20 protein-coding genes and 1 tRNA gene are annotated in these 19238 nt (G+C 66.3%); 7 read left to right on the top strand and 14 right to left on the bottom strand.

The window, feature by feature from the left end; genetic code table 11:
- Position 1 precedes the first annotated feature (1 nt).
- The 9 genes from pafA to AC5RWD_RS17795 form a co-directional block, all read right to left on the bottom strand.
- A complete protein-coding gene (gene pafA, locus AC5RWD_RS17835; RefSeq protein WP_494021284.1) occupies positions 2-1366 on the bottom strand; it encodes a Pup--protein ligase in 1365 nt (454 codons plus the stop codon).
- A 1-nt stretch (position 1367) separates the two neighbouring features.
- Positions 1368-2075 carry a proteasome subunit alpha gene (prcA, locus tag AC5RWD_RS17830; protein ID WP_494021283.1) on the bottom strand — a complete coding sequence of 236 codons (708 nt, stop codon included), beginning with the start codon at positions 2073-2075 and terminating at the stop codon, positions 1368-1370.
- A gap of 1 nt (position 2076) precedes the next feature.
- Entirely contained in the window at positions 2077-2898 is an 822-nt protein-coding gene (gene prcB, locus AC5RWD_RS17825) for a proteasome subunit beta (protein WP_494021282.1), read from the bottom strand.
- An 84-nt stretch (positions 2899-2982) separates the two neighbouring features.
- Entirely contained in the window at positions 2983-3183 is a 201-nt protein-coding gene (locus AC5RWD_RS17820; RefSeq protein WP_494021281.1) for a ubiquitin-like protein Pup, read from the bottom strand.
- A gap of 84 nt (positions 3184-3267) precedes the next feature.
- Positions 3268-4887 carry a depupylase/deamidase Dop gene (dop, locus tag AC5RWD_RS17815; protein WP_494021294.1) on the bottom strand — a complete coding sequence of 540 codons (1620 nt, stop codon included), beginning with the start codon at positions 4885-4887 and terminating at the stop codon, positions 3268-3270.
- Between the two features lie 50 nt (positions 4888-4937).
- A complete protein-coding gene (arc, locus tag AC5RWD_RS17810; RefSeq protein WP_494021280.1) occupies positions 4938-6683 on the bottom strand; it encodes a proteasome ATPase in 1746 nt (581 codons plus the stop codon).
- Positions 6684-6764: 81 nt separating this feature from the next.
- A complete protein-coding gene (locus tag AC5RWD_RS17805; RefSeq protein WP_494021279.1) occupies positions 6765-7832 on the bottom strand; it encodes a tRNA (adenine-N1)-methyltransferase in 1068 nt (355 codons plus the stop codon).
- 130 nt (positions 7833-7962) lie between these two features.
- The gene (locus AC5RWD_RS17800) at positions 7963-9132 is read right to left on the bottom strand and encodes a site-2 protease family protein (protein WP_494021278.1); all 1170 of its coding nucleotides are present in this window, start codon (positions 9130-9132) and stop codon (positions 7963-7965) included.
- A 12-nt stretch (positions 9133-9144) separates the two neighbouring features.
- On the bottom strand, positions 9145-9873 hold the full coding sequence (locus AC5RWD_RS17795; RefSeq protein WP_494021277.1) for an HAD family hydrolase: 729 nt from the start codon (positions 9871-9873) through the stop codon (positions 9145-9147).
- Between the two features lie 163 nt (positions 9874-10036).
- Here AC5RWD_RS17795 and AC5RWD_RS17790 point away from each other — a divergent pair, with 163 nt between their 5' ends.
- On the top strand, positions 10037-10942 hold the full coding sequence (locus AC5RWD_RS17790; RefSeq protein WP_003802259.1) for a PAC2 family protein: 906 nt from the start codon (positions 10037-10039) through the stop codon (positions 10940-10942).
- Between the two features lie 95 nt (positions 10943-11037).
- Here the strand turns inward: AC5RWD_RS17790 and mshC are convergent, their stop codons facing one another.
- Both mshC and AC5RWD_RS17780 read right to left on the bottom strand, forming a co-directional pair.
- The gene (gene mshC, locus AC5RWD_RS17785; protein WP_494021276.1) at positions 11038-12330 is read right to left on the bottom strand and encodes a cysteine--1-D-myo-inosityl 2-amino-2-deoxy-alpha-D-glucopyranoside ligase; all 1293 of its coding nucleotides are present in this window, start codon (positions 12328-12330) and stop codon (positions 11038-11040) included.
- A gap of 15 nt (positions 12331-12345) precedes the next feature.
- A complete protein-coding gene (locus tag AC5RWD_RS17780; RefSeq protein ID WP_494021275.1) occupies positions 12346-13179 on the bottom strand; it encodes an undecaprenyl-diphosphate phosphatase in 834 nt (277 codons plus the stop codon).
- Positions 13180-13229: 50 nt separating this feature from the next.
- On the opposite strand from AC5RWD_RS17780, the gene AC5RWD_RS17775 reads away from it, so the two are divergent.
- A complete protein-coding gene (locus AC5RWD_RS17775) occupies positions 13230-14168 on the top strand; it encodes an aldo/keto reductase (RefSeq protein WP_494021274.1) in 939 nt (312 codons plus the stop codon).
- Between the two features lie 48 nt (positions 14169-14216).
- Here AC5RWD_RS17775 and AC5RWD_RS17770 read toward each other — a convergent pair whose 3' ends face one another.
- On the bottom strand, positions 14217-14480 hold the full coding sequence (locus tag AC5RWD_RS17770; RefSeq protein ID WP_494021273.1) for a hypothetical protein: 264 nt from the start codon (positions 14478-14480) through the stop codon (positions 14217-14219).
- Between the two features lie 39 nt (positions 14481-14519).
- On the opposite strand from AC5RWD_RS17770, the gene AC5RWD_RS17765 reads away from it, so the two are divergent.
- Positions 14520-14753 carry a DUF5703 family protein gene (locus tag AC5RWD_RS17765; protein WP_003802269.1) on the top strand — a complete coding sequence of 78 codons (234 nt, stop codon included), beginning with the start codon at positions 14520-14522 and terminating at the stop codon, positions 14751-14753.
- A 107-nt stretch (positions 14754-14860) separates the two neighbouring features.
- Here AC5RWD_RS17765 and AC5RWD_RS17760 read toward each other — a convergent pair whose 3' ends face one another.
- Positions 14861-16018 carry an acyl-CoA dehydrogenase family protein gene (locus AC5RWD_RS17760; protein ID WP_494021272.1) on the bottom strand — a complete coding sequence of 386 codons (1158 nt, stop codon included), beginning with the start codon at positions 16016-16018 and terminating at the stop codon, positions 14861-14863.
- Between the two features lie 8 nt (positions 16019-16026).
- Positions 16027-17331 carry a M20/M25/M40 family metallo-hydrolase gene (locus AC5RWD_RS17755; RefSeq protein WP_494021271.1) on the bottom strand — a complete coding sequence of 435 codons (1305 nt, stop codon included), beginning with the start codon at positions 17329-17331 and terminating at the stop codon, positions 16027-16029.
- A gap of 194 nt (positions 17332-17525) precedes the next feature.
- On the opposite strand from AC5RWD_RS17755, the gene AC5RWD_RS17750 reads away from it, so the two are divergent.
- From AC5RWD_RS17750 to AC5RWD_RS17735, 4 genes are all read left to right on the top strand, one after another.
- A tRNA-Leu gene (locus tag AC5RWD_RS17750) sits at positions 17526-17608 on the top strand.
- 355 nt (positions 17609-17963) lie between these two features.
- The gene (locus AC5RWD_RS17745) at positions 17964-18413 is read left to right on the top strand and encodes a hypothetical protein (RefSeq protein WP_494021270.1); all 450 of its coding nucleotides are present in this window, start codon (positions 17964-17966) and stop codon (positions 18411-18413) included.
- Positions 18410-18580, top strand: coding sequence for a hypothetical protein (locus AC5RWD_RS17740; RefSeq protein WP_494021269.1), 171 nt, complete (start codon positions 18410-18412; stop codon positions 18578-18580). The genes AC5RWD_RS17745 and AC5RWD_RS17740 overlap by 4 nt, the downstream gene beginning before the upstream one ends.
- Positions 18581-18738: 158 nt before the next feature.
- Positions 18739-19218, top strand: a complete 480-nt coding sequence (locus tag AC5RWD_RS17735; protein WP_494021268.1) for a hypothetical protein — start codon at positions 18739-18741, stop codon at positions 19216-19218.
- The last annotated feature ends 20 nt before the right edge of the window (positions 19219-19238 follow it).

Here is a 19238-nt window from a genome sequence, read left to right as displayed (position 1 = left end):
ATCAGCCCATAGAGTCCAGAAGGGCATCCACCCGCTCGTCCTCATTGCGGAACGGGTCCTTGCACAGGATGGTCTGGTGCGCGCGGTCGTTCAGCTTCAGATGGACCCAGTCCACGGTGTAGTCGCGCCCCAGCTCCTGCGCCTTTCGGACGAAGTCGCCGCGCAGCTTGGCCCGGGTGGTCTGCGGCGGGGCGTCCACGGCGTCCTTGATGGCTGTCTCCTCCGTCACCCGGCGGACTGCCCCGCGTGACTGCAGCAGGTAGTACAGGCCGCGGGAACGGGAGATGTCATGGTAAGTGAGGTCCAGCTGCGCGATCCGGGGGGCGTCCAGGCCCAGGCCGTGGCGCCTGCGGTAGCCGTCCATCAGCTTTTTCTTGATGGCCCAGTCGATTTCCGTGTCGATAGTGCTGGAATCGCCGCTTTCGATGGCGCGCAGCGTCCGCCCCCACAGGTCCAGGATCAGCGGGACGTGCGGGTTGTGCGCTCCGTTTTCCTCGACGAACGACGTGACTTTGCTCAGGTACTCCTGCTGGATCTCAAGCGCGGTGAGCTGGCGGCCGTTGGCGAGCCGGACAAGCGCGCGGCCGCTCAGGTCATGGGAGATCTCCCGGATGCTGCGGATGGGGTTTTCCATCCGCATATCCCGCATGATCACGCCGGCCTCGATCATCCGCAGGATGAGGTCAACTGTGCCCACCTTGAGCAGCGCCGTGGTCTCGGACATGTTGGAGTCGCCGACGATCACGTGCAGGCGGCGGTAGAACTCGGCATCGGCGTGCGGCTCGTCACGGGTGTTGATGATGGGCCGCGAGCGGGTGGTCGCAGATGACACGCCCTCCCAGATGTGGTCCGCCCGCTGCGAAAACGCGTAGGTGGCCCCGTGCGGCGTCTTCAGAATCTTGCCGGCACCGGCGATGAGCTGGCGCGTGACGAGGAACGGGATAAGGATCTCGGCGAGCCGGGTGAACTCACCGCGGCGGGGAATGAGGTAGTTCTCGTGGCTGCCGTAGGAGTTGCCGGCGGAGTCGGTGTTGTTCTTGAACAGGTACACGGTGCCATTGAAACCCTCGGCAGCCAGCCTGGACTGGGCCTCGTCCACGAGGTCGTCCAGGATGAGCTCCCCGGCGCGGTCATGGGCTATCAGCTGGGCGAGGTCGTCGCATTCTGCGGTGGCATATTCAGGATGCGACCCCACGTCGAGGTACAGGCGGGACCCGTTGGTGAGGAACACGTTGGAGGACCGGCCCCAGCTGACCACCTTGCGGAACAGGTAACGGGCCACTTCCTCGGGGGCGAGGGGGCGGGAATCCGGGCTCGAGTAGGAAATCCCGAATTCGGTTTCAATACCGAAGATCCTCTTGTCCATGTCAGCTCTCCTCAGCCAGCAGTTCCACAACGTCCTGGTCAGACAACCTGCGGAAAGCCCTCCGCGTCCCCCTGCTGCTTTCCGAACTGCGTTCCAGCACCGCGACTTCCAAGGCCTTGGCCGGGAGGTCGGGTGCCTCGTTGCCCGTTACGAGTCCCCTGACGGCGAGCCGGATAGCCGCCGCGAACGGGAGGTCGCGCTGCCAGCCGCCCTCGATCGCCCCGGAGACCTTGTCCGCCTGGCCGCCCATCACAATGAAATTGTGCTCGTCCGCGATCGAGCCATCGAACGTGAGGCGGTAGAGGTGGTCGAGGTCCTGGCTGGCTCCGACTTCCGCCACGGCCAGTTCCACCTCGAACGGCTTCTGTTCCGCGGTGAAGACAGCACCGAGGCTCTGGGCGTAGACGCTGGCCAGTCCCCTGGCCGTGACGTCGTCGCGGTCGTAGGAATAGCCGCGGACGTCGGCGTAACGCACCCCGGCCTGGCGGAGGCTCTCAAACTCGTTGTACTTCCCGACGGCGGCGAAGGCGATCTTGTCGTAGATCTCGCCGATCTTGTGCAGCGACGGTGACGGGTTCTCCGCCACCAGCGCAATGCCGTCCTCGCAGCTGATCACGATTACGGACCGGCCGCGGGCGATGCCTTTCCGTGCGAAATCCGCACGGTCCTTCATCAGCTGCTCGGGAGAGACATAAAACTGCTGGGTCATATCAGGCCTCCCTGCGGGCAGCTGCCCTGGACTCGATGATGTTTCCGGCCATGGCTGCGAGTTCCCGTTCGGAGACGCGCCGGGCTCCGGCCCGGTTGACGGTGTACACCACGGGCCACAGCTGCCGGACGGGGTCGGGGCCGCCGGTGGCGGAGTCGTCGTCGGCTGCGTCGTAGAGGGATTCGACGGCCACGGAGATCGCTTCGTCCTCAGGCAGGTTGGGCCGCCAAAGCTTCTTGAGGGCGCCGCGGGCGAACATGGACCCGGAGCCCACGGCGTGGTGTTCCTGTTCCTCGTAGCGGCCGCCGGTCACGTCATAGGAGAAGAGCCTGCCTACGCCGGCGGCAGTGTCGAAGCCTGCGAACAGCGGCACCACGGCGAGTCCCTGCAGCGCCATCGGCAGGTTGCCCCGGATCATGGCGCCGAGCCGGTTGGCCTTGCCGTCCAGGCTCAGCAGGGTGCCCTCGATCTTCTCGTAGTGCTCGAGCTCCACCTGGAACAGGCGGGTCAGGTCAATCGCAATGCCTGCCGTGCCGGCGATGCCCAGGACTGAATACTGGTCGGCAGGAAAGACCTTTTCGATGTGCCGGCTGGCGATGATGTTGCCCATCGTGGCCCGGCGGTCGCCGGCCATGACGATGCCGCCGGCGTAGGTCATGGCCACGATGGTGGTGGCGTGGGGCACGGTGAGGGGTTGGCCGGCGGACGTGCCCGAGGCGAGCGATGCGTATTGGGGAAGCAGTTCCGGACGGTCGCGTTGGAGATGTTCAGTAAACGACGACGTCGCGTGGGCGGCTATCTTGTTGGCTGTTGTCTCCTGCACTGGTGCGCTCCTTCAACGTGATACTTCAGCGGCTGTCCGGTACCTCTGGCTTCCGTGCCCGGTGCGGGTGGTGTCGCTGCCGGTCTACTGGCCGCCCTTTTGCACGAATGCCCGGACGAATTCCTCCGCGTTGGACTCAAGGACGCCGTCGATCTCGTCGAGGAGATCGTCAACACCCTGCGTCGAGGCGGATGCCTGGCCATCTGCGGGCGCCGGGGGTGCGGGGACCTCTTCCTCGACCTCGGTGTCGCGTGGCTGCGGCTGCTGTTGCTCCTGGCCTGCCATGTCCTTCTCCTTCATCCAGTCCCCCGTTCCGGAGGGACATCCTGTATGCCCATATTGCCACGCAAAGGGCCTTTGCGGGGTGCATTATGCCGGTGGCGGAGCCGGCGCCGATCCGAGGAGTTCAGCAAGGAACGGTCCCGCCTCGCGGTGCCTGTCAAACAGGCCTCCGGTCAGCGCCTTCGTGCCCCGCAAGGGTTCCCGGGTGGGCACGCGCTGCAGCCGTCCGTAGCCTGGCACGTCAAAGATCACTGAGTCCCAACTGGCCCCCACCACGTCCTTGCTGAAGCTGCTGACGCAGCGTCCGCGGAAGTATGCCCGGGTGTCCGACGGCGGTTCCGTCACCGCGGCGGCGATGTCAGCGTCGTCAACGATCCGCTGCATCCGGTTCCGGGACAGCAAGCGGTAGTAGAGCCCCTTCTCGGGCCGCAGGTCTGCCCACTGCAGGTCCACGAGGCCCAGCCTGGCGTCATCCCACTGGAGCCCGTCGCGCTGGCGGTAGCCCTCCAGGATGGACAGCTTGGCCAGCCACTCCACCGAGGTAGCTGCGGCGGCCCGGTCGCTGTCCAGCTGGGTCAGCGTGGTAGCCCACCGCTCCAGCACCGCATGGGTGTGGCCGTCGCCGTCAACGGCGTCCGAGACTCCCGTGTCCTGGGCGAGCTTGGCAGCGGCCTCGTGGTACATCCACTGCAGGTCCAGCGCCGTCACCCGGCGGCCGTCAAGCAGCCTGACCTTGGCGGTGAGGGTGGTGTCGTGGCTGATGGCCTGCAGCGCGCCCACCGGCTCGTGGACCTCGATCCGCGGGGCGAGGCCGGCCTCGATCAGGCTGAGCACCATGGCGGTGGTCCCGAACTTCAGGTAGTTGGACACCTGGCTCAGGTTGGCATCGCCGATGATGACGTGCAGCCGCCGGTACTTGTCGGCCGTTGCGTGCGGCTCGTCGCGGGTGTTGATGATGGGGCGCCGGATGGTGGTTTCGAGCCCCACCTCCGCTTCGAAGAAGTCCGCCCGCTGGCTGATCTGGTAGCCGGGCCGGGAGCTGTCCTGGCCCATCCCCACCCGCCCCGAACCACAGATGATCTGCCGCGACACGAAGAACGGGGTCAGCCCGCGGACAATGTCCCCGAACGGCACAGACCGCGGCATCAGGTAGTTTTCGTGCGACCCATAGGACACGGACTTGTTGTCGGTGTTGTTCTTGTAGAGGTTGACGGCGGGAAGTTCCGTGTCGCTGGCCAGCCGGCGGACCGCGGCCAGGCCCACGAGGTCCCCGGCCGCATCCCAGGCAACTGCCGCCGCGGGGTTGGTGACCTCAGGGCTGGAGTACTCAGGGTGGGCGTGATCCACGTAGAGCCGTGCCCCGTTGCCGAGCACCATGTTCATGAGCAGCGAGCCCGATTCGTCCTCGCCGTCGAGCTCGAGCTCTTCCCGGCCGTAGGCAAGCGCCACGGCCTCGGCGTCCAGCACGGGCGGCTGGTCCGTCAGCTGGCTCGGGTGGGCCTGGCCGCGCTCGAGGGTCCAGCCGCGGGCGTCGTGCAGCGGCTCCTCGTCCGTGTAGTCCCAGCGGGTTTCGGCGCCGCCGGCGGCCCGTAGCCGCGTGACCTGGGCGTAGGCCTGGACCACCCGGGCGGACATCATGGTGGCATTGGCGCCCGGTGCGGCCGGTGCATGGATCCCGTATTCGGTTTCGGACCCCATGACCCGCATGGCACCGCCGGCCGGCAGGCCACTTCCCAGCGCTGGTTCCGAGCCGGCCGTCACAGGTACTGGCCCGTGTTGGGCATGGTCTCGATGGATTTGCCGGGCTCCTGGCCGGCCTTGCCCTGGACGATGGTGCGGATGTACGTGATGCGCTCACCTTTCTTGCCTGAGATGCGTGCCCAGTCATCCGGGTTGGTGGTGTTGGGCATGTCCTCGTGCTCGCGGAACTCATCGACGACGGCACGCAGCAGGTGGTCGATGCGCAGGCCCTTCTGCTGCGTGGTCAGGAGGTCCTTGATGGCGTACTTCTTGGCACGGTCCACGACGTTCTGGACCACGGCCCCGGAGTTGAAGTCCTTGAAGTACAGCATCTCGGTGTCGCCGTTGGCATAGGTGACTTCCAGGAACTCGTTGGATTTCTCCGTTGAGTACATCGACTCCACCGTCCGCTGGACCATGGCATCGACGGTCGCCAGCACATCGCCGTCGTGCTCCACCAGGTCGTCCTCGTGGAAGGGCAGGTCCGGGGTGATGTACTTCCTGAAGATGTCCGCCGCGGCTTCGGCATCCGGGCGCTGGATCTTGACCTTCACGTCAAGGCGGCCCGGGCGCAGGATGGCGGGGTCGATCATGTCCTCGCGGTTGGAGGCACCGATGACAATGACGTTGTCCAGCCGCTCCACGCCGTCGATTTCGCTCAGCAGCTGCGGCACAATCGTGGTTTCGACGTCGGAGGAGATACCGGTGCCGCGGGTGCGGAAGAGCGAATCCATCTCGTCGAAGAAGACCACCACCGGGCTGCCGTCCGAGGCCTTTTCGCGGGCCCGGGAAAAGATCAGCCGGATGTGGCGTTCGGTTTCGCCGACGTACTTGTCCAGCAGCTCGGGGCCCTTGATGTTGAGGAAGTAGCTCTTCAGGTCGATGTTGCCTGAGCGTTCCGCTGCCCGCGCGGCAAGGGAGTTTGCCACAGCCTTGGCGATGAGGGTCTTGCCGCAGCCCGGAGGGCCGTAGAGCAGGATGCCCTTGGGCGCCTTGAGCCCGTGTTCGCGGTACAGGTCCGGATGCAGGAACGGCAGTTCGATGGCGTCCCGGATCTGTTCGATCTGCGGGCCGAGGCCGCCGATGTCCTCGTAGGTGATGTCCGGGACTTCCTCCAGGACGAGGTTCTCGACTTCGGACCGCGGGACCTTTTCGAGGGCGTACCCGGTGCGGGAATCGATGGACAGGGCATCGCCCACGCGCAGCTTCTCGCTCAGGAGCGGGCCGGCGAGCCGGATGACGCGCTCCTCGTCGGCACGGCCCAGCACCAGGGCGCGGTCCGGGCCGAGCAGCTCCTTGAGCGTGACGAGCTCGCCCGCGCGTTCGTAGCCGAGGCCGGCCACCACCAGAAGAGCCTCGTTGAGGAGGACTTCCTGGCCGACCGCCAGCTGGTTGATGTTGACCAGGGGGCTGATGCCAACCCGCATTTTGCGTCCGGCATTGAAGATGTCCACCGATTCCTCGGTGGCCGCCTGGCCGCCGCCGGACGCCTGGCGCCGCGGGTTCAGCTGGAGGATGGTGCCGAAGCTGTACGGCGGCTGCCCCTCCTGGTCCAGGGCGTTCTTCAGCCGGAGTATTTCGGCCTTGGCAGTTTCCAGCATCGCCACGAGCTTGGTGTTGTTTTGCGTGGCAGCTGCCAGCTGGCGGTCGATATGCCTCAGTTTGTCCCTGAGGATATTGACCTGCCGGTCCGCGACAGACAGTTCGTTGGCGCCAGCCTGTTCAGCCGGCGTTGGCACGGAGTCGTTGTTTGGAGTCTCCATGATCATCAGCCCCTTCCTGCGCTCTTCTTAAGACGATAGCCCCAAGTTGGCTGGTAGAGCCGACGACATCCGAAATACGGACTAGTTTGTGATCTCCGGGTCGTCCTTCACGTTGGTGCCGGCGATCGCGTCCCGGGCGGCCCGGCGGAGCTTCTTGTCGGAGACGAGACGCTCCCCCACGGCGCCCGGCGTCCAGGCGTTGACGTCCTCTTCGTTGAACTCGGTCTTGGACGGGCGCCTCTTGACGGAGATGCCGGTGACGCCGTCGGCGAGCCGCCGGGTGACCAGCAGGAAGCCGGTGTGGGCCACCATGCGGTGGTCGGGGCGGACGGCCAGCCCTTCGAGGTGCCAGCCGCGGACGAGGGACTCCCAGGCGTCAGGCTCGGTGAAGCGGCCGTCGGCGCGGATGGCTTCTGCCGTGCGGGAAAGCTGGGTGACGGTGGCGACGTAGTTGATCCACACGCCGCCGGGGGCCAGGACGGTGGCCACCGCATCGAGGCATTCCCAGGGCGCCAGCATGTCCAGGACCACGCGGTCGACGGACCCGGGCTCTTCGGCGCGGACCACTTCCTCCTGGAAGTCCCCGATGGAGATCTGCCAGGCCGGGTGCGGGCCGCCGAAGATGGTCTCCACGTTGCCGCGGGCGATCGCGGCGAATTCCTCGCGGCGTTCGAAGGAATGCAGGTAGCCCTGGTCCCCAACCGCACGCAGCAGCGAGATGGAGAGCGCACCTGAGCCCACGCCTGCCTCCACCACGCGGGCTCCCGGGAAGATGTCAGCCATGGTGACGATCTGGCCGGCGTCCTTGGGGTAGACCACCGCAGCGCCACGGGGCATGGACAGGACGAAGTCGGACAGCAGCGGGCGGAGCGTCTGGTACTGCTGGCCGACGTTGTTGACCACCACCGAGCCGTCCACCTTGCCGATGATGTCATCGTGGTTGAGGAAGCCGCGGTGGGTGTGGAAGGCTCCGCCGGCCTCGAGGCTGATGGTGTTCATGCGCCCGCGCTCGTCCGTCAGCTGGACCCGTTCGCCTTCGCGGAAGGGGCCGCGCCGCCGCGCAGCGCCGACCGGCTGGTCCGCCGTCCCGGCTGCAGTGCCGGAGGTAAGGCCCGTGCTGGTTCCGTTGGCGGCAGATTCGCTGCTCATGACTGTGTCCTCGCTCCTGTGAAAGCTGTCTTGGCGTGCACCGTGGCGGTCCGGCCGGGCGCCGTGCACCCGCTGCCGATTTCACGACCGGCACGTAACTCTACCGGTTCTGGCCCTGCCGGCGCGTGTTTTAGCGGGGGGCCTTGCCTGTTATGGCCGTCACCACCGTGGACTGCCGCAGCAGGCCGGTGACCCGGCCGTTGTGGTCAACCACCGCGTAGTCATGCCCTTCGAGCTGCGCCAGGTACTGGAGCAGCTCCTGGCCCTTGGACCATTCCGGCACGTAGGCCCCTGCGCCGAGCGGGTAGGCCACCGCTCCGGCGGGGGTGGTGCCGGCCACGGCGGCCGGCACCGCGGCCAGGGCCGCGGGGTCCACCACGCTGTTGGGCCTGCCGTCCGGAGCGCAGAGCACGACGGCGGTCGGCCCGCCTGCCGATGCCCGCAGGATGTCGCTGACGCTGCCCGCCTCGGGAAGGCCGACGGCGGGTTCGGCCAGCGCGGCCGCGCTCACCAGATGGAGCCGGCTGCGCAGGCGGCCCTGCTGGATTGATGCTGACGCGCCCATCCAGAGGAACCCGCCGACCAGGACGGTGATGAGCAGCATGCTGGTGTCCGGAACGTCTCCGCTGAGCAGCGGCCGGACTATGAACCACAGGCCCAGGGCGATGACGATGATGCGTCCGCCCCAGCCCGCGGCCACGGTGCCCTTGGCGTGGCTGCCGGTGGCCTTCCAGACCGCGGATTCCACCAGGCGTCCGCCGTCCAGCGGCAGCCCCGGCAGTACGTTGAAGATGCCGATCACCAGGTTGGCCCAGAAGAAGATGTTCAGGAGGGTGTCCGCCACGCCGGACAGTCCGCCCGAGGAGATCACCAGCCAGGCGCCGCCGGCGAGCACGAAGTTCGCGGCGGGCCCGGCCATGGCCACCAGCACGGAACGGCCGGGGGTGGCGGTGAAACTTTCAAACTGGGTGTGGCCGCCCCAGAGGTTGAGCACGATTTTCTCGCTGGGCCAGCCATAGATCTTGGCCGTCAGAGCGTGCGCCAGCTCATGGACGAGCACCGACAGCAGGAGCAGGACCGCGTAGGCGAAGGCGACGTAGTATGCCCCGATGCCCAGCGACGGGGTGCCGTGCTGCAGCACCGGCCCGTACACAATCACCGTGAAGGCGGCGATGATGAACCAGGAGTACGCCAGAATGATGGGAATGCCGGCGATCCTGCCGAGCGGGATACCCTCGCGCCGGCTGTTCCTGGTCTGGACGTTCGGGGGCTGCTGACCGGATCCCGCGGGATCAGACACGTTCCAGGCTCCTTAGTTGACGTTTTCGAAGGTTGCCGCCGGTTCGCGTGAGCCGAGGCGGAGCCTCACCAGCTCCTCGAGTTCGACCACACTGCGGTCCGCGAGGGAATCCCACGTGGTCCTGCGGGCATCATCCGGCAGCGCCACGATGTGCGGAATGGCCACGGTTACGGCACCCGACGCCACGGCGGCGGCAACGCCCGGTTCCGAATCCTCCAGCGCCACGCAGTGGTCGACGGTGAGCTCAGGATCCTCCTGCTTGAGCAGCTCCACAGCCTTCAGATATGCCTCCGGGTGCGGCTTGCCCTTGATTACGGTGTCGCCGGTGACGAGGAACTCGAAGTAGGGCCGGGGAAGGCTCGCCACAATCTCGCGCGCCAGCGGTGCCTCTGACATGGTCACAAGGGCACAACGCACGCCGGCGCTGAAAAGTTCATCCAGCAGCTCGCGTGCCCCCGGACGCCACGGCACGTTCTCCCGGATGCGGCTGATCACCTGGGCCGTGAGGGTGTCGATGATCTCGCGGATCTCCAGCCGCACGCCGGCGCGCTGGAGGATACCGGCCGAGTGGACGAGGGATTGCCCCACAAGCTGCATGGCCTGTTCGTGCGACCACGTCCCCCCGTAGGCCTCGACAAGGTTGTGTTCGGCTTCGATCCAGTACGGTTCGGTGTCAACGATGGTGCCGTCCATGTCCCACAAAACGGCTTTGAGCAAGGGCGAAGTGGCGGCAGATTCCATGCTTTCCACTGTACCGGGCCGCCCGGCGGCGCCTTGCCGCCGGCCCCAGGCGTACGCCGTCGGCGAATATCCGAGCCCCGCAAGGCGCGGATGAGGGGTTTTGTCCCGATCTGCGGCGGTTCGTTCTATGCAACAGCAACGCTTGTGGACGTAGGGTGAAGGGATGAATAGCTTCGACGGAGACACCAACGAACCGGGCACCGCGCCTGAGACGGAGCAGCTGCTGCAGCCTGTTCCCGAGGGCCAGCGTATTACTGTGATGCTGGCCGCGTTCGAGGGCTGGAATGACGCGGGGGAAGCCGCCAGTGATGCACTCCGTTACCTGAACAAGCTGTGGGGCGGGAAGAAGGTCGCGTCCATAGACGCCGACGAGTATTACGACTTCCAGTTCACCCGGCCGACGGTCCGCCGAACAGCCTCCGGCGAACGCAAGATCAAGTGGCCGTCCACGCGGATCTACAAGGCCAGCGCTCCCGGCACCAACGTGGATGTGATTTTCATCCAGGGGACCGAACCGTCCTATAAGTGGCGCGCGTATACAGCGGAACTGCTGGTTCATGCCGAGGCGCTTCATGTGGACTACGTGGTCCTGGTGGGTGCGCTGCTGGCGGATGTGCCGCACAGCCGCCCCATCCCGGTCAGCACGTCCACCGACGACGGTGCGCTGCGGGAACGGCTCAACCTCGAGGCCTCGCAGTATGAAGGGCCCGTGGGTATCGTCGGTGTGCTGTCCGAGGTCTCGCTGCTCGCCGGCATCCCCACCGTCTCACTCTGGGCAGCCGTGCCGCACTACGTTGCGCAGGCCCCGTCACCCAAGGCGCAGCTGGCGCTCCTGCACCGCATCGAGGAACTGCTCCAGGTCCCGCTGGACACGCACGAGTTGGCCGAGGAGGCCGAGGCGTGGGAGCGCGGCGTCAACGAACTGGCCACCGAGGATCCCGAAATCGCCGCCTACGTGCGGCAGCTGGAAGAAGCGAAGGACACCGCAGACCTTCCAGAGGCCAGCGGTGAGTCCATTGCTCGCGAGTTTGAGCGCTACCTGAAGCGGCGGGGCAAGGACAAGCCCTAGGCTTCCGCCGTTTAGACGGTTCCCTGCCCATCAGACGTTGCGGAGCGTCGAGTGGGCAGGGAACCGTCGAAGAGGGGCGCTAAAGTTCGACGGCGCTAGAGTTCGACGCCGAGAAGTGCGTTGACGGCGTCGCGCACCAGCGCCTGGTCTGCTTCCGACACGCTGTCCGTGCTGTTGGGGGCAGTGTTGGAAAGGGCAGTGTCTGCCCACTTGTCAACGGCGGCCAGGGCTGCGGGGGCGTCCAGGTCGTCGGCCAGGGCCTCGCGCATCTGCCCGATCAGTTCCTCTCCCGACGCGGCGGGCGCCGCCGCCAGCGCAGAACGCCACCGTTCAAGTCGGGCCTTGGCCTGCTCGAAACCTTCCGCCGTCCAGGACCAGTCGGACCGGTAGTGGTGCGCCAGGATGGCCAGGCGGATGGCTGCGGGTTCTTCGCCCGCCTCGCGCAGCTTGGAGACGAGGACCAGGTTGCCCTTGGACTTGGACATCTTCTCGCCCTCGAGTCCCACCATTCCGGCGTGGGCGAAGTGCTCCGCAAGCGGAACGCCGGACAGTGAGTAGGCATGCCCCGCGCCCATCTCGTGGTGCGGGAAAATGAGGTCCGAGCCGCCGCCCTGCACCGTGAAGGGTGCCGGCAGGTATTTCTGGGCGATGACGGTGCACTCGATGTGCCAGCCGGGCCGGCCCTCCCCCAGTTCACCGCCGGGCCAGCTGGGCTCGCCGTCGCGGGCGACGCGCCACAGCAGCGGATCGAGGGCCTGGCGTTTGCCTGCCCGGCCGGGGTCGCCGCCCCGTTCGGCGAACAGTTCCAGCATCTCGGCTTCCGGGAGCCCGGAGACTGCTCCGAGGCTCCAGGCGTCCACGCCAACGGCGTGCTTGCTGGCAGCTTCGACGTCGTAGTAGACGTCGCCGTCGGGCTCGCCGGGGGTGCCGTTCACGCGGTAGGCCAGTCCCTGGTGCAGGAGACGTTCAATCGCGGGGACGATCAGCGGCATGGCTTCGACGGCGCCCACGTAATGGTCGGGGGCGATGACGTTGAGGGCTTCCATGTCAGTGCGGAAAAGCTCGATCTGGCTGGCCGCGAGCTCGCGCCAGTCGACGCCGGTAGCTTCGGCGCGCTCCAGCAGGGGGTCATCGATGTCGGTGACGTTCTGGACGTAGGAAACCTGCTGGCCGCCGTCGCGCCAGGCGCGGTTCAGCAAGTCGAATGCCACGTAGCTGGCGGCGTGCCCCATGTGGGTCGCGTCATACGGGGTGATCCCGCAGACATACATCGACTTCTCGCCGTCGGCGTTAAGGGTGACGGCGCGGTCCGCGGTTGTGTCAAACAAGCGGAGCGCGGGCATTTCCCCCGGCAGGACAGGCACGGGGCGGGAGATCCAGGACTTCACAGACCAAGCCTAGTGCTAGGCGCTGATGACATTGAAACCGAGCAGCAGGTACAGGGCGAGGCCCAGGAAGATGCGGTACCAGACAAACAGCCGGTAGCTGCGCGTAGAGATGAACTTCAGGAACCAGCCGATAATGACGTAGCCAATGACGAACGCAATGACCGTTGCCAGGGCCGTCTCTCCCAGTCCGTAGGGGCCGCTCACGCCGTCCTTGGACACCACCTTGTAGAGCTGGTACAGGCCGCTGCCGAACACCGCGGGGATGGCAAGCAGAAAGGAGTACCGGGCGGCGGCTTCACGGGTGTACCCCATGAGGAGCCCGGCCGTGATGGTGCCGCCGGAGCGTGAAACGCCGGGGATCAGGGCCATCGCCTGGGCGAATCCGTAGAGAATGCCGTGCTTGTAGGTGAGCCGGGAGAGGTCACGGTCCTGCCTGCCGACGGCGTCGGCCACGGCGAGGAACAGGCCGAAGACGATGAGCATGGTGGCTACGAGCCACAGGCTCCGGAGCACGGATTCGATCTGGTCCTGGAACAGCAGGCCGAGGATGATGATGGGCAGGCTGCCCAGGATCACCAGCCAGCCCATCCGGGCGTCCGGGTCCTGGCGCGGGACCCGCCGGGTGAGCGAACCGAACCAGGCCTTCACGATCCGGACGATGTCGCGCCAGAAGTAGACGATGACGGCGGTCTCCGTGCCGAGCTGCGTGATGGCGGTGAAGGCCGCGCCGGGGTCCGCCGCGTTCGGCAGGAAGGAGCCCACAATCCGGAGGTGGGCGCTCGATGAAATCGGTAGGAATTCGGTCAGTCCCTGCACAAGACCCAGCAGGGCCGCTTCAATCCAGTTCACGCTAAGACCCTACGTCATGATGCGGGTGGTTTCCCCGTAAGCTAGCTGCTATGCAGCAGCGTTACATCGGCAACAGTGGGCTCCGCGCGTCCTCCCTCTCTTTGGGCACCATGTCCTGGTCCCGTGAAACGGACGAGCAGGACGCCTCGGAGCTGCTGCGCACCTTCGTGGACGCTGGCGGCACCCTGGTGGACACCGCGGCCTCCTACGCTGATGGCCAGGCCGAGGCCATGCTCGGCTCGATGCTGGGCGACGTCGTCTCCCGCACGGAAGTGGTCATCTCCACCAAAGCGGGGGTGTCGCCGTCGGACGGACGGCAGCGGGTGGACGCGTCGCGGAACGCCATGCTGTCCGGCCTTGACGCCAGTCTGGCGCGGCTGGGCACCGACTATGTGGACCTCTGGCTGGCCCAGGCGTGGGACCCCAACGTCCCGCTTGAGGAGACGTTGTCTGCCCTTGACTTTGCCGTCCGCAGCGGACGGGCCCGCTATGCGGGAATCGCCAATTACAACGGCTGGCAGACCGCCAAGGCTGCCGCTGTGGCCGGGATACCCCTCGTGGCCAACCAGTCCGAGTATTCCCTGCTGCGCCGCAGGCCCGAGGCGGAGCTGGTGCCGGCCATCGAGGATGCCGGCCTGGGGCTGATGGCGTGGGCGCCGCTGGGCCGCGGCGTCCTCACCGGCAAGTACCGCGGTCACGTGCCCTCCGATTCCAGAGCGGCCGGCACGCGGCTGGCCAACTACGTGGAGCCTTACCTTGAGCAGCCGTCATCGCAGGTGGTCGAGGCTGTTGCCATGGCGGCCCGAGGCCTGGGGCGGTCGTCCCTGGATGTTGCGCTGAGCTGGCTGCTGTCCCGGCCCGCAGTGGCAACCGCAATCGTTGGCGCGCGCACGCCTGTCCAGCTCAAGGAGATCTTGGACGCCCAGCTCACACCGCTGCCGGCGGAAATTGCGCGTGCCCTCGAAGACGTCTCCAGCAGCCTGTCCTAGCGTCTTCAACAGGGCGTCCTGGCCAGGGCCTGGCCTGAACGGGCCGGGTTACTCCTCGACGATTTCCAGATCCTCGTCGTCGACTTCGCCGTCTTCCTCTTCGTCTTCCTCGTCATCGAAAACCTGGAGCGGCGTCACTTCGTTGTAGGCCTCATAGAGGGCGTCCTCATAGACTTCGAAGGCATCGGCAACCGCAAAGAAGGCCGCCTCCACTGAGGGGTCACCATCCCCGCGGCGGGCCGAGGCGGCTGCAAGGTGTTCTTCCAAAGCGCCAGTCAAGGACTGAAGCGCGACACGCGGATCGATGCTCATGCCTTCACGTTAGCGGGAAAAGGACGAAAATGGAGAGCAATGAAGGAACATTTTCTGACCAGCTCGGTCCTGCGGGAACGGGACTACGCACGGCAATACGAGTATCTCGTATTGACCGTCGGTCCTGACGATTCCCTGCCCGAAGCCCGCCGCCGGCTCGTGGAACACTCCGAGTACGGCAAGTGGGAACTCGAGCGCAGCAGGCTGTACGTGGGCGGTGGCAGGCGCTTCTGGCTCCGCCGCCGGGTCACGCAGGTGCAGCGCACCGTCTAGGCCGTTACGGCCCACCCGGGCGCGCACCTCGATGGTGCGCGCCACGTTCTGTTGCCTGTTCCTGTTGGTGCCTTGGGTCCGGTCGCCACGAAGCGGGCGTTGCCCGGTTATTCCAGCGGGCCCAGCCAGGCGTTGGCCACGGTGTTGTGCGCCGACTCGTCGTCCGAGGGGTGGAACATACCGGCCAGGACGTCACGGTACAGGCGCTCCAGTTCCGAACCCCTGAAATAGCTGGAGCCGCCGGAGACCCGGATGGCAAGATCCACCACCGTCCGCGCCGTCTCGGTGGCCCGGAGCTTGACGCCCACGAGCTTGGGGAACCACTGGCTGCCGTGGTCCGCCAGGCGGTCCACGTCTCCGGCCACCACCGAAAGCTGCGGATACAGGGCATCCATGGCCAGGGCAGCCTCCGCCACCTTCCAGCGGATGTCAGGGTCCTGGGCGAGGCTCCGGCCGCCATTCTTGAATGATGTCCTGCGCCTGGCGGCTTCCACCGCCAGCACCAGCGCCCGCTCCCCGATACCGGAGTAGACACCCGCAAGCAGGGTCTCGAAGCAGGCGAAGATCGCGAAGATCAGCGGATCGGCGTTGGGGCCCACCGGCAGTTTGCGGAAGATTCGGCCGGGCGGGACGACTGCGGCCTCGAGGACGGTGGTGTTGGACTGGCTGGCGCGCATGCCCAGCGTGTTCCAGTCCTCCAGGATCCGGTAGCCGGCGGTGTCCCGGCCGATGAATCCGTGCACCAGTTCACCTTCGCCGTTCCGTGCGGCCGGGTCCTTGCCGAAAATGCCCAGCCGCGTCCAGGCCGGCGAGAGGCTCGTGAAGATCTTGGTGCCCGTGAACGAGTAGCCGCCGTCCGGCAGGGGCGTGGCCGCCGTCAGCGAATCGAACAGAACGGAATCGTTGCCGGCCTCTGAATTGCCGAAGGCGAATATCTCCCCCGCCGCTGCCTCGCGCAGCACGAAGTCCAGCGAGGAGTCGCCGCGTTCGGCCAGGACGCGGGCCACCCCCGTCCAGACCAGGTGCATGTTGACGGCCAGCGCGGTGGCCGGGGCCGCCGTCGCCAGCCGCCGCTGGCAGCGGACCGCGGCTTCCAGGCTAAGGCCCGCCCCGCCGTCGGACTCCGGCACGAAAAGCTTAAGGTACCCGGCGGCGGCGAGTTCCTCGAGATCCTCGGCGAAGAAGCGGTTCTGCTCGTCGTACTCCGCAGCCCTCCCGCGGATCCGCTCAAGAAGGCTGTCAGGAAGCAGCTGTTCCGGTTCCACCGCCAGCCTCAGTAGTTAGTGAGCAGCGTGTCCAGGACGCGGGCGCCGAACTTCAGGGATTCCGCCGGAACCCGTTCATCAACACCGTGGAACATGCCGGTGAAGTCGAGGTCGTCAGGCAGCTGCAGGGGCGCAAAGCCGTAGCCGGTAATGCCGAGCTTGGAGAGCGACTTGTTGTCGGTGCCTCCGGACAGGGTGTAGGGGAGGACTTTCGCGCCCGGGTCTTCGGAGTGCAGGGCGTCGATCATCGAGTCGACCAGGTTGCCGGCGAACGGCACTTCCAGGGAGACGTCGCTGTGCACATAGCTGACGTCAACGCCGCTGCCAGCCAGCTCCCGGACGATCTCGAGCACCTGGTCCTGCTGACCCGGGAGGGTCCGGCAGTCCACCAGTGCTTCGGCGGACTCGGGGATGACGTTGTGCTTGTAGCCGCCGCCCAGGAGCGTCGGGTTGGACGTGTTCTGCAGCGTGGCCCCCACGAAGCGGGCCACCGTGCCCAGTTCCTTCAGCAGTAGTTCCGGGTTGTCGGGATCGAATTCGACGCCGGTCAGTTCCGTAACGCCGTCCAGGAACTGGCGCGTGGTGGCGGTCAGTTCGATGGGCCACTGGTACTCACCGATGCGGGTCACCGCGCCGGCGAGCCGGGTGATGGCGTTGTCAGTGTTGATCTGAGAGCCGTGGCCGGCACGGCCGTGTGCCACGAGCCGGAGCCAGGAGATACCCTTTTCCGCCGTCTGCAGGAGGTAGGCCCGTTGGCCGCCGATGGTGGTCGAAAAACCGCCGACTTCCGAGATGGCCTCTGTCGCACCCTCGAAGAGCTCGGGCCGATGCTTCACCGCGTACTGGGCGCCGTGCACGCCTCCGGCCTCCTCGTCCGCAAAGAACGCAAAGACGATGTCCCGCTTGGGCTTGCGCCCGGTTCGGGCGAAGTTGCGCAGCACGGAAAGGATCATTGCATCCATGTCCTTCATGTCCACTGCGCCGCGGCCCCAGATCAGTCCGTCTTTGAGGTCGCCGCTGAACGGGTCCACGGACCATTGCTCGCGGAGGGCAGGCACCACGTCCAGGTGGCCGTGCACCACGAGGGCGCTGGCGGACGGGTCCTCGCCGGCCATCCGGGTGACCACGCTGGCCCGGCCAGGCTCCGATTCGAAGATTTCCGCGTCCAGCCCCACTTCGGTGATCAGGCCTGCGGTGTATTCGGCGGCCGCACGTTCGCCGGGACCTGAGCCGTCCCCGTAGTTGGATGAATCGATGCGGATGAGCTCCTGGCAGATCGTGACAACTTCGTCCTCAGGCCGAACGTGAGACATTGATCACTCCTTATAGCGGGGAAAACGCGGATTCATGCGGGTTGTGGCCGCTTTTAGCTGCCGGGACACCCGGGTTCAGCCTACCCAGTCCGCTCGATTCCATCTTTCCGGAAAGTTCGTGTTAGAGTTTTTCTCGCTGCTTCGGAGAGAAGCGAACCGCTGAAAGGCGGAGAGAGTCCTCCGAAATACCACCTGCGCGGGTGGCGGAATGGCAGACGCGCTAGCTTGAGGTGCTAGTCCTCGAAAGGGGGTGGGGGTTCAAGTCCCCCTCCGCGCACAAAGGGAAAACCCCGGGAATCCAATGGACTCCCGGGGTTTTGTCGTTTCTCCGTACCCAGCAGGAGCACACCCGTCCGGTGAATCCACACTTGAATCCGGCGCCACGGAACGCGTCAGCGTTCTTCTGCCGGCTCCCCCAAAAGACGCCCGGGACACGCCCTGATGATGACCAAGAAAGTCAGGCGCGTTACTGACTGTGACGGCGCTGCCCATGCTCTTCCCGAGGGCCGTTGACTGCACAATAAACCGGGACGGCCGTCACCCGGTGGCGTAGCTGGCGGGGCTCCCGGGCAGTCGCCGCGCGGGTGGCTGAAACGCGCGGAACCTGCCGCGGCGGCACCTAGGCTGGTTCGGTGATCCCAAAACCTTCACCGACTCCGCTGGACGTCTTCGTCCACTCCGGCCCCGCCGAGTGGTGGCAGATTCTGGCAGCTTTGGGCCCCTTGGCAGTCCTGCTCGGTGCGTTGCTTGCTGCGTTCATCGGTTGGAACACTTTGCGGCAACGCACCGTCGCCGACGAGAAGGCGCTGGCCCAGAAGCGTGAAGCCGACAGTCGGGCCGAGTGGTGGCGCCGCGCCCAATGGGCATTCGAGGCTGCCATGGACGAAAATGAGGAGAAGCAGGATGTGGGCCTAGCGGTGCTGGAGCTCCTCAACACCAGCAATCTGGCTGGTCCGGAGGAGGCCCAGATTATTGCCGAAGCCTGGAAGCGGCCCCTCCAGAACGGCGAGGCCACGCTGGACCTGTTGCCGCCGTTGCCGGACAATGAGGTGACAGAAGACCCTGAGGACGGTGAGAAATGAGTGCAGTAGCCGAGAAGAAGCCTGCGGACGAAAGCCCGAAGCGGTATGTCAGTCCGGCACAGGAGCGCGTCATTGTTCGTGCCGCCCGTCTCCGGCTGTCGACAGACAAGAAGCAGGGCATCGAGAGCCCGGCCTGGGTCAGGAAGATCGCCAGGCGGCCCCTCTAACTCCGCCATCTGCAGAAGGGCCGCCCCGCGAGTCGGGCCGGCCCTTCTGTTATTTTTCAGGCTGGTTTTATCCAGCATCTGGATTTAGTCTGAGGGCGCGCCCCCGGCTCCACGGCCGTAGCGGGGCCGTCCGTTCCGTCGAAAGGCTGGTCCCAGAAATGTTTGGAAAGTCCCTGCGCCGCGTGGTCCTCGGCATCGGAGCCGCGTCACTCCTGGTGCCCGCTGCAGCCCTGCCGGCTAATGCCGCTGCCACCCAAGGCGTCGAAACCATCGATTCGTCATGGTGCCTCCCCATCGAGGAGCTCGGCATAACGATCTGCGCAACTGCAACGGAACGCAACCTGGAGGTCCACACGCCCACCGGGCGGGCACTTTTCCGCAGCACGGGAACGTCCACCATGACCACCACCTACGACGACGGAACGTTGGAAACGTCCGTTGGCAGCCACCGCGTGCAAAGCGTCTTCAGCTTCTGGCTTGACCCGCTGATCCACGATGCGACGCTGGTCAGCGTCGACGGCACAAGCACGCGGACCCTGCCCGACGGAACCAGCTGCACGTTTGTTGATGATTCGATCGCGGTGCGCGACCGGCAGGTCCGGGGCGGTACGACGGTCACCTGCACCCTGCCGGAATGAATGGTTGAAGGACGGTTCAC

Source organism: Arthrobacter sp. CMU6 (genome assembly GCF_059090205.1).
The sequence above is the reverse complement of the archived record's forward strand: the minus strand, read 5'-3'. Positions and strand labels throughout refer to the sequence as shown.